Genomic DNA, 13,589 nt, shown 5'->3' with positions numbered 1-13,589 from the left:
GAGCAGGTGTTAGCGCTAACATCACGCCACCCGGCTCCGCGCCGACGGGATCGCATTCGTACCCCGGAGCGGCCGCCCGGTCAATCCCCCCGCGCCTGATACAGCCGGTGCCCGGCCACGATCACGTGACCGGCGAACTCCAGCACGTCCCGCCGCCGCTCGAACGGCGAGCCGTAGAGCGAGCGCCGGGGCGTGCCGAAGTGCTCACCGAGGCACGACACCAGCTCGGCGAAGGACGGCTGCGCGGAGTCGTCCTGGCGCAGGTGCAGGGCCTCGTTGACCACCCGGTGCCAGCGCTCGGGGAACGTCTCCAGCGCGTGCAGCGCGGCGTCCGTCTTGGACGCGATCTCGCCGGTGGCCAGCGTGTAGTGCAGGCGGGAGACCCCGGTGACCACCCACACCGTGCCGTACGCGCCGAGCGAGGTCACGCCCCACGGGGAGAGAAGGCGGGAGGCGCGGTGGATCAGCCGGCGCCAGTAGCGGTCGAGGTTGCCGTCGGTCCACGCGGCCAGCGCGGCGGGATCGTTCCAGATCTTCAGCTCTTCCGGCTTCGGCCCCCGGCAGGTCAGACCGTGGCGGGCGAGGGTGTGCCAGGTGACGGGGTTCGGCTCGCCGCGCCGGTTGAGCCTGGCGCCCTGCGCCTGGGGGCGCTCGCCCAGCTCGGCGGGGTCGTGGCCGAGGTCGTCCCAGGTGAGGTAGATGCCTTCGAAGGGGTGGGCGCCGAGCCTGGTGTGGATGCGTTCGAGCACGCCGGGCCCCGGCGGCCCGGTGGTGACGGCCACGAAGTCGATGTCGCTGGTGTCGGGCCGGTAGTCGCCGAGCGCCGCCGAGCCCTCGAGGTAGAGCCCCTCCACCAGCCCTGGGGCCTCCGCGTCCGCCACGGAGAGGTACGTCTCGACGATCGCGTCGATCTTCGGGTGGGGCGTCATGGCCGCCCAGCCTGCCATAACCCGCGCCACCACCTCATCACATTCAGAAATCCTAGAATGGCCACGTGGAGGACGCATATCCCCCAATAGACCTTAAATCAGTACACGATGGGCTTAAGTGGGCGGCGGTGGACCCAGGCGTCATCCCCGCCTGGGTCGCCGACATGGACCTGCCCACAGCCCCCGCCGTCACCGAAGCCCTGGCCAGGCGGACGGCAGGCGACCTCGGCTACCCCGCCTGGCTGCTCGACCCGAGCGCGGGCCCGCTGGCCGAGGCGTTCGCCGAGCGGATGTCGGCCCGCCACGGCTGGGACCCCGACCCCACCCACGTCCGCCCCTTCAACGACCTCAACCAGGCACTCCAGGTGCTGCTCCAGATCTGGACGCGGCCCGGCGACGGAGTGGCCCTGCACGTCCCCGCCTACCCTCCGTTCCTGACCACGCTGGAGGTCATGGACCGCCCGCTCCATCCGATCAGGCTCGAACCGGACGGCGGCACCTGGCGCTTCGAGGTGCCCGACCTGTCGGGCTGCCGGGTCCTGCTGCTGGTCAACCCGCACAACCCGACCGGCCGCGTCTTCACCCGCGCCGAGCTGACCGCGCTGGCCGAGTGCGCCGAGCGCCACGACCTGCTGGTCATCGCCGACGAGATCCACGCCGACCTCGTGTACGCGCCCCACCGGCACATCCCGTTCGCCACGATCCTCCCGGACCGCACCGTCACCCTCACCTCGGCCACGAAGGCGTTCAACCTGGGCGGCATCCGCTGCTCGGTCGCGCACCTCGGCCACGCGGGCGTCCGCGCGGCCTTAGAAGCACAGCCGCCCTTCGTGTACGGCTCCCCCAGCGTCTTCGGCGTCGAGGCCACGGTCGCGGCCTGGCGGCACGGGGACGCCTGGCTGGCCGAGACCCTGGCCCTGCTCGACCGCAACCGCCGCACGATCGCCGCCCGGCTGCCGGAGACGTTCGGCTACCGGCTGCCGGAGGCGACGTACCTGGCCTGGCTGGAGGCGGGGCGGCCGGGCATGGCCGAGATGATCGAGCGCGAGGCCAGGGTCAGGCTGAACGACGGCGCCGGCTTCGGCCCCGGCGGCGAGCACTACGTCCGGCTCAACTTCGCCACCACCGAGGCCATCCTGGCCGAGATCCTCACCCGCCTGACCGTTCTCTGAGACCGGCCGGGCCGCCACGATCGGCCCAGCTGACCAGCAGGACCGATCAGCAGGACCGATCAGCAGGGCCGATCATCAGGCGGGCAGCGGCGGCAGCTCGGGCGGCGTCGCCGGCGCGTGCTCGTCGAGCGCGGCGAGCGCCAGCTCGATCGCCCTGTCGAGTTGCGGATCCCGCCCGGCGACCCGGTCCTGCGGCGTGATCACGACCTCGACGTCGGGGTCGACGCCGTAGTTCTCGACGCCCCAGCCGGGCCCCTCCAGCCAGAACGAGTACCGCGGCTGGGTCACCACGGTGCCGTCCACGAGCGAGTACCGCTGGTCGATGCCGATGACGCCGCCCCAGGTCCGCACGCCGACGAGCGGCCCGATGCCGCGATTCTTGATGCCCTGGCTGACGATGTCGCCGTCCGACCCGGCGAACTCGTCGGCGATGGCCACGACCGGCCCGCGCGGCGAGTCGTCGGGGTAGCGCATCGGCCGGTAGCCGCGGGAGACCGACCAGCCGGTGACCCTGCGCGACAGCTTCTCCAGGACCAGCTCCGACAGGTGCCCGCCGCCGTTCTCCCGCACGTCCACGATGAGCCCGTCGCAGGCGATCTCGGTGCGCAGGTCGCGGTGGAACTGCGCCCACCCGGGCGCTCCCATGTCGGGGACGTGCAGGTAGCCGAGCCGCCCGCCGGACGCCTCCTTGACGTGGGCACGCCGGTCAGCGACCCAGTCGTGGTAGCGCAGCGCGGTCTCGTCGGCGATCGGGCTGACCACGACCCGGCGGACGTCGCCGCCCGACGCGGGCCGCACGGTCAGCTCGACGGGCTGGTTCGCGGTGCCGGCCAGCAGCGCGAGCGGGCCGCGTACCGGATCGACGGGACGGCCGCCGACGGCGAGGATCGCGTCGCCCGGACGGACCGCGACGCCGGGGGCGAGCAGCGGCGAGCGGGCGGCGTGGTCGGACGACTCGCCCGGCAGGATGCGGGTGACGCGCCACACGCCGTCGTCGTCCCTGGCCAGGTCGGCGCCGAGCAGGCCCTGGCGGCGGCGCGGGTCGGCGCCGCCGCCGTTGCCTATGGCGTAGGCGTGGGAGGTGCCCAGCTCGCCCTGCGTCTCCCAGAGCAGGTCGATCAGCTCGGAGTGGCAGCCGATGCGCTCGACGAGCGGCTCGTAGCGGTCGAGCACGCCCTGCCAGTCGACGCCGTTCATGTCGGCCCGCCAGAAGTGGTCGCGCATGAGCCGGCCGGCCTCGCGGAAGCCCTGCCGCCACTCGGCGACGGGGTCGATCCGCACGCTGATCCGGTCGAGGTCGATGGTGACGGGGTCGTCGCCCTCGGTCGCGGCGCGGGTCTGCAGGCCGTTCTTGCCGTGGGTGACGAGCCGGGAGCCGTCGCCGCTGACCTCGAACGAGCGCACCTCCCTGCTCAGCTCGGCCTTGGCGCGCTTCTTGAGGTCGTAGCGTTCGAGCACGACCTCGTGGTTCTGCTCGGAGCCGTCGCCGAGCCGGCCGGTGACCGGGTGGCGCAGCCAGAGCAGCGCGTCCTTGGCGGCGCGCAGATTGCCGTAGCGGGCGGCCGGCACGGGCAGGGGCACCGCGCGGTCGAAGAGGCCGTCGGTGTCCACCTCCGTACGCGGCGGCTCGTCGTCCTTCTTGTCGCCCTTGGCGGGCTTGTCGTCCTCGCCGTTGAAGCCGCGGCCCTGCAGGGAGGGGTCGAACGGGGAGGGCGTGGTGGCCTGAAGGGGCACGATGTACGGCTTGCACCCGTACGGGAAGGACAGGTCGAAGACGTGCGTGTCGTAGACGGGGTCGAAGGTGCGTACGGACAGGAACGCCAGGTGCTTGCCGTCCTTGGTGAAGACGGGGTCGTAGTCGGCGAACCTGGCCGGGGTGACCTCGATGACCGAGGAACCGTCCACGCGGCCCATCTTGATCTGCGTCAGCCGCTCGTCGTGCGGGAACTCCCAGGCCAGCCAGCCGGAGTCGGGCGAGAACGTGAGGCCGGAGACGTCGCCCTGGTCGGTGCGGTCCAGCTCCCTGACGTTCCCGCTCTCCACGTCCACGACGAGCAGCCGCCCGTCGTGGCAGCCGACGGCCACGTGCTTGCCGTCGGGGGCGGCGGCCAGCTCCAGCACGCGGCCGAGCTGCCCGGCCGCCAGCGTGCTGATCTCACCGCCGGGGGTGCCGATCTCCAGGGCGTCCTCGCCGGTGGCGTCGGAGACCCACACGGCTCTGCCGTCGGCGTCGAGCACGCGCGGCAGGCGGACGCGGACGCCGGGCTCGGCGCGCAGCACGCCCGCGGGGCCGTCGCGGTGGGTCACCCAGTGGGCGGTGCCGCGGATCTCGACGGTGCTCGCCCGTCCGGTGGCGTCCGGCGCGTACGAGCCCACCCGCAGCGGCGCCGGCCGCCTGGCCCGTCCAGGGCGCGGCCCACCGAGGCGCACGTCCAGCCGGCGAGGCTCGGCGTCCAGGCTCTCCAGCAGCCACAGGTCACCGGCGTGGGAGTAGATCACCCGGCGGCCGTCGCTGGTGGCGTGACGAGCGTAGAACTTCTCGTGGGAGGTGTGCTTGCGCAGGTCGGAGCCGTCGGGCAGGGCGGAGTGGACGTTGCCGGTGCCGTCGGCGTCGGACAGGAACACCAGGCGGTCCCCCACCCAGCTCACCGACCAGTACTGCGCCGTGCTGTCGGCGAACAGCCGGGCGAACTCGCCGGTCCCCTCGGCGTCCACCCAGATCTTGCCGGCGGTGCCGCCCCGGTAGCGCTTCCACTGCGACGGCTCACGCCAGATCGACGACACGGTGGCGACCCGCGGCCCGTCGACGGCCACCTCGCTGATCCACCCGTACGGCAACCGCGTGGCCTGCCCGCCGTCGAGCGGCACCGCGTACGCCCAGCGCCGCACGCGCGAGCTCTGCCCGGCCTCGCTGACCGCCAGCACGTCACCGTCCGCCGTCCAGCCGCGCACGGTGGTGCCGTTACCGCCCCAGTGGGTCAGCCGCTCTCCCTCCGCCCCGTCGAGCTCGGCGGCGAACACCTCGGCGGCGCCCTCCTTGGTGCTGGTCCACGCGATGCGGCCGCCGTCGGGGGAGAAACGCGGATTGCTCACCGGTACGCGGTCGGCGGTGAAGCGCCAGGCCCGCCCTCCCTCCAGCGGCGCGAGCCAGACGTCGTCGTCGGCGACGAAGGTGACCAGGTCACCGTGTAGGTGCGGGTATCTCAGGTATGCGCCATTTGTCACCCCTGCACACTAATCGGCGACGTCAAGCCAAGCCCAAGAATTCATCCACCGGCGGACGCGACCGGCCATGGAAAACCCCAAGTCCGGGCTGCCGCAGGCCCGCACGGGCAGGGAGGGGCACGGAGCCGAAGGCGTTCGTCCGGCTGCTGTCCCGCTCGGAGATCGCGCTCGGCGCGGCGCTGCTGGGCATCGGGCTGAGCCTGGTGATCGAGGAGCCGTGCGACCGCGACCATCATTGATCTCCGCGCTGGGGCCACTAAGGTGCACAAAGCGGGGTAGCCGGGACACATGGTACAGATCGGCTACACCTTGATGTCCGAGCAGACCCCGGCCCGCGAGCTGGTCGACTACGCCGCCGCGGCCGAACGGACCGGCTTCGACTACGCCGTCATCTCCGACCACTATTTCCCTTGGCTGGAGGAGATGGGGCACTCGCCCTACTGCTGGTCGGTGCTCGGCGCCGCCGCCCAGGTGACCGAGCGGCTGCCGCTCATGACGTACGTCACCTGCCCCATCATGCGCTACCACCCGGCCGTGGTCGCGCAGAAGGCGGCCACGATGGGCGTGCTGAGCAAGGGCCGCTTCACCCTCGGCCTGGGCGCCGGCGAGAACCTCAACGAGCACGTCATCGGCGAGGGCTGGCCGCCCGTGGACACCCGGCACCGCATGTTCGCCGAGGCCGTGCAGATCATCAGAAAGCTGTTCAGCGGCGAGTACATCACCCACCAGGGCGAGTTCTACGACGTGGACTCGGCCAAGCTGTACGACCTGCCGGAGCAACCCGTCCCCATCGGCATCGCCGCGTCCGGCGGCCAGTCGGCCGAGCTCGCCGCCCAGTACGGCGACGTGCTGGTCATCAACGAGCCGATGCCCGAGGTCGTGCAGCAGTTCAACGCGGCCGGCGGGCAGGGCAAGCCGGTCTACGGCCAGCTCGCCATCTCCTACGACACCGACCGCGAGGCCGCGCTCCAGCGGGCCCACGAGCTGTGGCGCTGGAGCGTCAGCGGCTGGAAGGTCATGGCCGAGCTGCCAGGACCGGTGAACTTCGCCGCCGCCGCCGGCACCGTACGCCCCGAGGACGTCGCGAAGAGCGTGCCGTGCGGCGACGACGTGAACGCAGTGGTGGAGAGCGTCAGGAAGTTCGCCGACGCGGGGTTCACCCACGTGGCGCTCGTGCAGATCGGGCACGACCGGCAGCAGCAGTTCTTCGACTGGGCCGAGAAGGAGCTGCTGCCGGCCCTGCGCGAGGTGTGAGCCCCTAGGGGACGATGTTGACCAGCTTGGGCGCCCGGACGATCACCTTGCGCGGCACCCCCTGCAGATAGGGGGTGATCTTGCCGGAGGCCAGGGCCAGCTCGCGCAGCTCGGCCTCGGTGATGTCGGGCGAGACCTCCAGCCGGTCGCGCACCTTGCCCGCCACCTGCACGACGCACGTGACCGACTCCTGCACCAGCAGCGCGGGGTCGGCCACCGGCCACCCGGCGAACGCCACCGACCCGGTGCGGCCCAGCCGCTCCCAGCCCTCTTCCGCGGTGTAGGGGGCGACCAGCGACAGCATGACCGCCAGCGCCTCGGCCGCCTCGCGCACCGCCGGGTCGGCGGCGCCGGGGCCGGAGTCGATGGCCTTGCGGGCGGCCGAGGTCAGCTCCATCATGCGCGCCACCGCGACATTGAAGCGCTGGCCCTCGACGAGCTTGGTGACCTCGTCGATCGTGTGGTGGGTGACCTTGCGCAGCTCGGCGTCACCGCCGTCGAACGCGACGCCGGGCTCGCCGGCGACCTCGGACATCACGCGCAGCGCGCGGGCCAGGAACTTCTGTGAGGCCGCCGGGGAGACGTCGGCCCAGTCGATGTCGTCCTCCGGCGGACCGGCGAAGATCATCGTCAGGCGTACGGCGTCGACGCCGAACTCGTCGATCTGCTGGCCCAGGTCGACGCCGTTGCCCAGCGACTTCGACATGGCCTTGCCGCCGTTGATCACCTGGCCCTGGTTCAGCATGCGCAGGAACGGCTCGGTGAAGTCGACCATGCCCATGTCGTGCAGGACCTTGGTGAAGAAGCGGGAGTACAGCAGGTGCAGCACCGCGTGCTCGATGCCGCCGACGTATTGGTCGATCGGCCCCCACTTGCGCACCTGCTCGGGGTCGAACGGGCCCTCGGTGTAGCCGGGCGAGCAGTAACGCAGGAAGTACCACGACGAGTCGACGAACGTGTCCATCGTGTCGGTGTCGCGCTTGGCCGGGCCCGAGCACTTGGGGCACTCGACGTTGACCCACTCGGTGGCGCTGGCCAGCGGGGAGACGCCCTTGGGCGCCAGTGCCTCGCCGCGCATGTCGGGCAGCGTGACCGGCAGCTGCTCGTCGGGGACGGGCACCTCGCCGCAGTCGGGGCAGTGGATGATCGGGATCGGCGTGCCCCAGAAACGCTGACGCGACAGCAGCCAGTCGCGCAGCCGGTAGTTGACCGCGCCGGCGCCCCTGCCCTCGGACTCCAGGATCTCGATGATCTTCCTGATGCCCTCGGCCTTGGTCAGGCCGTCGAGCGGGCCCGAGTTGACCAGTGTGCCCTCGCCCGGCGTGGCCTCGCCGGTCTCGCCGGGGTCGGCCAGGCCGGTGTGCACGACGACCTTGACCGGCAGGTCGAACTTGCGGGCGAAGTCGAGGTCGCGCTGGTCATGGGCGGGCACCGCCATGATGGCGCCGTGGCCGTAGTCGGACAGCACGTAGTCGGCCGCCCAGATCGGGATGCGCTCGCCGTTGACCGGGTTGATCGCGTAGCGGCCCAGAAAGACGCCGGTCTTCTCCTTGTCGGTGGCCAGGCGCTCGATGTCGCTCAGCCGGGCGACCTCGGCGCGGTAGGCCTCGAACGCCGGGCGCTGCTCGTCGGTGACGATCTCGTCGGCCAGCGCGGCGTCGGGGGCGACCACGAAGAACGTGGCGCCGAACAGGGTGTCAGGACGCGTGGTGTAGACCTGGACCGGCTCGTCGCGGCCCTCGATCTCGAACAAGACGTCGGCGCCCTCGGAGCGGCCGATCCAGTTGCGCTGCATGGTCAGCAGCCGCTCGGGCCAGCCGGTCAGCTGCTCCATGTCGTCCAGCAGGCGCTGGGCGTAGTCAGTGATCTTGAAGTACCACTGCGTCAGCTCGCGCCTGATGACGTCGGCGCCGCAGCGCTCGCACCTGCCGGCCACGACCTGCTCGTTGGCCAGCACGGTCTGGTCGTTGGGGCACCAGTTGACCAGGCCGCCCTTGCGGTAGGCCAGGCCGCGCTCGAAGAAGCGGATGAACAGCCACTGGTTCCAGCGGTAGTAGTCGGGGTCGCTCGTGTGCAGGCGGCGCGACCAGTCGAAGGAGATGCCGTAGCGGCGGAAGGAGTTGGCCTGCGTCTCGATGTTGGCGTAGGTCCACTCCGCCGGGTGGGCGTTGCGCTTGATCGCGGCGTTCTCGGCGGGCAGCCCGAAGGAGTCCCAGCCGATGGGATGCAGGACGTTGTAGCCCTTCTGCATCCAGTAGCGGGCGACGACGTCGCCGATGGCGAACACCTCACCGTGGCCCATGTGGAGGTCGCCCGACGGGTAGGGGAACATGTCGAGCATGTAGCGGCGCTCGCGGGTGTCCGCGAGGTCCTCGCTCGCCCGATAGGTGTCCTGCTCCTCCCATCGCTGCTGCCACTTGGCCTGCAGCGCCTGCGGGTCATACTCACTCACGGCTACTGTCCTTCTGGCTTGATTCGGACCCATAAGAAAACCCCCCGTGCACACAACGAGGGGTGGAGCCGCGACGGCGAGATCTTCAGGGCCGTCGCGGCCCGCTAAGAAGCAGGGTCGCGGAACGCATGTGTCAAGCCTAGCGCACCTCTTCGGCTGAATGCAGGCACTCGAAGCGGGTCCGCGGGCACAATGGATCCTTCAGGTCCGGTGAGACCTGATGGTGATGTATCCGTTGTGACCTCATTCGTCCCAGAAGAATAGCCTTGACGCCGTGGTGTACCCAGCTGAGCCAGATCGACCGGAGGACGACCTGCCGCTGCAGGATCCGCCGACCGATCCGCATGGCTTCGCTCGTTTCGCTGCGGAACCACCTGGGTCTCCTGGAAAATCCCATGAGATCATGCGTGGAACGTCAAATCCGGATATAACGGGACATCCGGACACAACCTCGGGAGGACCGGCGGCAATGGCAACGGAGAACTCCGGACCTCATATGCCCTCCTCCTGGCCCGAACCGCCACGACGCGAGACGCCGCCCGCGCCCCACTCCTGGCCCGAGGCGCCCGCCGCCGACGCTCCCACGTCCTGGCCCGAGCCGCCGCGTCAGGCGCCCGAGCCGTCCTGGCCCGAGCCGCCGCGCAAGGACCCCTCGTGGCCCGAGCCGCCCGGCGCCACCCGCCAGGCCCCCGCCCGCCCCGACGCCGCCGCCTACAACAGCGGCCCGCGCGACGCGGGCTCGTACAACAGCGGCCCGCACGACGCCGGCCGGCACGGCGCCGAGCCGTCGTGGCCGGATCAGTCTCGGCCGGAGCCGGCGCGGCCCGGGCAGCAGCGCGGCGCCGGATGGCCGGAGTCGTCCCCGCAGAACGGGCCCATCTCCTCATGGCCCGAGCCGAACTCGCAGGACGTGCCGATGTCGTGGCCCGACGCGACACCGCCCCCGCAGAGCGCCGCGGGCCCCGGCGCCTGGCCCGAGGTCTCCTCGAAGGGCGCCCCGCCTCCCGGTCAGGCTCCCAACCAGGCGCCCGCCCAGCAGCCGGGCCAGCAACCGGGCCAGCCCGCCGACCCGGTGCCCGCGTGGGCGCTGCCGCCCACCCCGACGCCCGGCGCCTGGTCCAACCTGTCCAACCCCGCCCCTTGGCCGCCCGCCGACCAGCAGGCGAGCACGCCGCCGGCGGAACGCACGGTCATGTACGGCAACCAGAGCACCCCGCGGCAGGACATGCCGCCACCTCCGCAGCAGCAAAGTCCCCCTCACGACCAGCCCCCGATTCAGCCACAGAGCCAGAATCACCCGGCCGACGAGCGTACGGTCACCTACACCCAGCACACCGAGAACCTCCTCAACGAACGCGCGGTCCCTTCCACCTCCATGGATTCCCCACACACCGGCACACCCCCCGCCGAAGACCAGTCCAACCGCCCCGGTTCCCAGCTGAGCCGCGACCCGTCCGACCCGGAGCACCGGTTCGTCACCGCGGGCCAGATCAGCGGCTCGCGCACGCCCCCGCCCGAGCGCCAGCAGGAGCTCTGGAACACCGTCTTCGGCGACAACTACCAGGCCATGGGCGAGCAGGACGACCTCGACGAGGGCTCCGGCAAGCCGGTCTGGGTCTACGCGCTCGGCGGCTCCGTCGCCGTGGCGCTGGTCGCGGCGCTGCTGTGGGCTTTCCTGTGGGGCCCGCTCGCCCCCGACGACGCGGCGAGCGCCGGTGAGGCGGCGGCGACGGCCAGCGAGCCGAAGGAGCCGCCGCCCACCAAGACCGCCACCTCGATCGGCCCGCTGCCGCGCTACCCGGGCAAGGCCTCCCCCGTCACCGGCCGGCTGCCGGTCGCCAACGCCGGCATCTCCGTGCCGCGCCTGGGCGGCGAGTGGCAGCTCGACCAGCGCCCGGCCGTCACCATCAAGGGCACGTACAACTTCATGCACCGCCAGTACGTGCAGGTCGCGCCCGAGCGGTACGCCGTGCTCATGGCGGGCCCGCTGCAGGAGAAGATGGCGTCCTACTACGAGCAGGACAACCTGGAGCCGGTGATCAAGCAGGTCGTGCTGGACGCGCGCAAGCGTTTCTTCCCCACCGGCAACAAGGTCCGCAAGGTCGCCCAGCAGGCCATCAAGGTGGGCGACCAGACCGGGCGGCTGATCGCGTACTCGCTGACCTCCGACACGGAGAAGGCGACGATCGTGACGATGGCCGTGAACACCGGCGCCGACGTGCCGGCCATCGTCTTCATGTCGATCCCGGCGGACAAGAAGCAGCTGCTGCCGGACATCCGTACGGTGATGAACCAGATCAGGCTCACCAACGCCGGCTAGCGGCGCCCGTCAGAACCGGCACTCCATGTGCTTGATGCCGTTGATGAAGCTGGAGTGCAGGCGGTCGGGCTCGCCGCCCTCGATGCCGGGAACCCGGCGCAGCAGCTCGCGGAACATCACCGTGATCTCGCGCCGGGCCAGGTGAGCCCCCAGGCAGAAGTGCGGGCCAGGGCCGCCGAAGCCGACGTGCGGGTTGGGCCGGCGGGTGATGTCGAAGCGCAGCGGGTCGTCGAAGACGGAGGCGTCACGGTTGGCCGACCAGTAGAACAGCACGACCTTGCGGCCCTTCTCGTAGAGGTGGCCGTTCATCTCGACGTCCCTGGTGAGCTTGCGGCGCATGAAGTTCACCGGGGAGGCGAGCCGGACGATCTCCTCGACCGCGCCGGGCGCGCGGCCGTCGACGTCCTCCAGCCACAGGGCGCGCTGGGCGGGGTTGGTGGTGAGCAGGTGCAGGCCGTGGGAGATGGCGTTGCGGGTGGTCTCGTTGCCCGCGACGACCAGCAGGATGAAGAACGAGCCCAGCTCCTGCATGGTGAGCCGCTCGCCGTCGATGTTGGCGTTCACCAGTGACGAGGTGAGGTCGCCGGTCGGGTGCTCGGCGCGGTGGGCGGCGAGGTCCTGGACGAGCTGCTGCAGCTCCATTCCGGCGGTGAGCAGCCGCTCGGCGATCTGGGTGAGGTCGCCGCCGGTGTACTCGGGGTCGAAGCCGCCGAGGATGACGTTGGAGCGGTCGAAGACGTACTGGTAGTCGCGCTCGGGGATGCCCATCATGTCGCAGATGATCTTCAGCGGCAGGCGGGCGGCCACCTCGGTGACGAAGTCGCAGCCGGGGCCCTTGGCCAGCAGGTCGTCCACGATGCCCGTGGCGGCGGTCTCCACGTCGGCCTCGAACTGTTTGATCATCTTGGGGGTGAAGGCGCGCGAGACGATCCTGCGCAGGCGGGCGTGACGGGGGTCGTCCATGTTGATCATCGAGCCGAAGTACTCGGCGAACTCCGCCGGCATGTCGGGGATGTTCGTCGCGCCTCCGTCGCCCGAGCAGAACACCTCGGGGTTGCGGCTGGCCTCCAGGATGTCGGCGTGCTTGACCAGGGCGTAGTAGCCGGGGCCTTGGGGGGCGTAGGAGATCTCCATCTCCTCGAAGAAGGCGGGGCTCTCCATGCGGCGCAGCCGCTCGAACGCCTCCTCACGCTCGCTCATGGGCCGGGCCCAGAAGTCTCGGTCCGACAGGTCGAAGTCCAGGACGCTCATGTGGCAATCATGGGAAAAGCGGCCACTTACGTCAATGGTTCTTACGTACGGCGTACGTACGGCGGCCCGCCCGAAGGCCGCCACGTACGCGCCCGGGTCAGGCGGCGGGGCCGAGCCAGTCCAGGATGAGGCGGTTGACCTCGGCCGGACGTTCGAGGTGCAGGAAGTGCCCCGCGCCGGCCACCTGCTCGGCCCGCGACCCCTCGGGCAGGCGGCTGATCGCGTCCTTGGCGAGGTGGGCGGCCAGGCAGCCGTCCTGGACGCCGTGCAGGTAGAGGACGGGGCCGGTGACCCCGTTGTCGACCTCCGGGTAGCGGCCCGACGGCGGCACGGTGCCGAGCATGGCGCGGTAGTAACCGATGGCGGCCGACAGGTTGGCGGGCTCGCCGATGCTGCGGCGCAGGAAGGCGAGGTCCTCGCTCGCGTCGTAGCCGGGCGACCAGTCGTGCCACAGGTTCTCGAAGAAGCCGGGCGCGGCGGCGGCCGGCTCGGCCAGGGGCGTCTGGAAGAGGAAGATGTAGAACGAGCGCTTGAGCTGCTCGTACTCCAGGAAGGCGGCGCCGAGCGCGCCGGGCGGCGGCACGGCGAGCGTGACGGCGCGGCGGAAGCGGCCGGCGGTGGCGTAGGCGGGGAAGGCGCCCCAGTCGTGGCCGATGACGACGGCGTCGTCACCGCCGCCGAGCTCCTCCTGCAGCGCGCGTACGTCGGCGACCAGCGCGGCGGTCTCGTAGGCGGCGTCGGCGGGGACTTCGGTGGGCGCGTAGCCGCGCATGAAGGGGGCGACCGCGCGGTAGCCGCGTTCGGCCAGCGCGGGCATCAGGTGCCGCCAGGTGTGCGCGGTGTCGGGGAAGCCGTGCAGGCACAGCGCCAGCGGCCCCTCCCCCAGTGTCAGATACGCGAACTCCACACCGTTGGCGTGGATAGTCCTGATCTCCATGACTGCGAAACCTAGCACGCCGCCGCTCGCCCGACCGGGGTTCCCCGTT

The 13,589-nt window shown here is 71.3% G+C and carries 8 protein-coding genes; 3 read left to right on the top strand and 5 right to left on the bottom strand.

The features are described from left to right. Positions 1-80: 80 nt before the first annotated feature. A complete protein-coding gene (locus ABZW11_RS05790) occupies positions 81-929 on the bottom strand; it encodes an aminoglycoside adenylyltransferase domain-containing protein (protein WP_355413048.1) in 849 nt (282 codons plus the stop codon). Between the two features lie 128 nt (positions 930-1,057). Between ABZW11_RS05790 and ABZW11_RS05785 the strand changes: the two genes are divergently transcribed. Next, entirely contained in the window at positions 1,058-2,101 is a 1,044-nt protein-coding gene (locus ABZW11_RS05785; protein WP_355413046.1) for an aminotransferase class I/II-fold pyridoxal phosphate-dependent enzyme, read from the top strand. Between the two features lie 75 nt (positions 2,102-2,176). Here ABZW11_RS05785 and ABZW11_RS05780 read toward each other — a convergent pair whose 3' ends face one another. Then, positions 2,177-5,326: a PDZ domain-containing protein gene (locus tag ABZW11_RS05780; protein ID WP_355413043.1), complete on the bottom strand. Its 3,150-nt coding sequence runs from the start codon at positions 5,324-5,326 to the stop codon at positions 2,177-2,179. Between the two features lie 288 nt (positions 5,327-5,614). Here ABZW11_RS05780 and ABZW11_RS05775 point away from each other — a divergent pair, with 288 nt between their 5' ends. Continuing rightward, positions 5,615-6,580 (top strand): LLM class F420-dependent oxidoreductase, encoded by a 966-nt coding sequence (locus tag ABZW11_RS05775; RefSeq protein ID WP_355413041.1) that lies wholly within the window; start codon positions 5,615-5,617, stop codon positions 6,578-6,580. A gap of 4 nt (positions 6,581-6,584) precedes the next feature. On the opposite strand, the gene leuS is transcribed toward ABZW11_RS05775, so the two are convergent. After that, entirely contained in the window at positions 6,585-9,065 is a 2,481-nt protein-coding gene (leuS, locus tag ABZW11_RS05770; RefSeq protein WP_355413040.1) for a leucine--tRNA ligase, read from the bottom strand. A 463-nt stretch (positions 9,066-9,528) separates the two neighbouring features. Between leuS and ABZW11_RS05765 the strand changes: the two genes are divergently transcribed. Then, positions 9,529-11,352: a hypothetical protein gene (locus tag ABZW11_RS05765; RefSeq protein ID WP_355413038.1), complete on the top strand. Its 1,824-nt coding sequence runs from the start codon at positions 9,529-9,531 to the stop codon at positions 11,350-11,352. A gap of 9 nt (positions 11,353-11,361) precedes the next feature. On the opposite strand, the gene ABZW11_RS05760 is transcribed toward ABZW11_RS05765, so the two are convergent. Both ABZW11_RS05760 and ABZW11_RS05755 read right to left on the bottom strand, forming a co-directional pair. Further along, entirely contained in the window at positions 11,362-12,603 is a 1,242-nt protein-coding gene (locus tag ABZW11_RS05760; RefSeq protein WP_355413036.1) for a cytochrome P450, read from the bottom strand. Positions 12,604-12,700: 97 nt separating this feature from the next. Next, positions 12,701-13,540: an alpha/beta hydrolase gene (locus ABZW11_RS05755; protein WP_355413034.1), complete on the bottom strand. Its 840-nt coding sequence runs from the start codon at positions 13,538-13,540 to the stop codon at positions 12,701-12,703. Between the last annotated feature and the right edge of the window lie 49 nt (positions 13,541-13,589).

Origin of the sequence: Nonomuraea sp. NPDC004580 (genome assembly GCF_040609855.1) — a bacterium.
Lineage (GTDB): Bacteria > Actinomycetota > Actinomycetes > Streptosporangiales > Streptosporangiaceae > Nonomuraea > Nonomuraea salmonea.
Note: the sequence above shows the minus strand (reverse complement) of the source record. Positions and strands in the feature narration are given on the sequence as shown.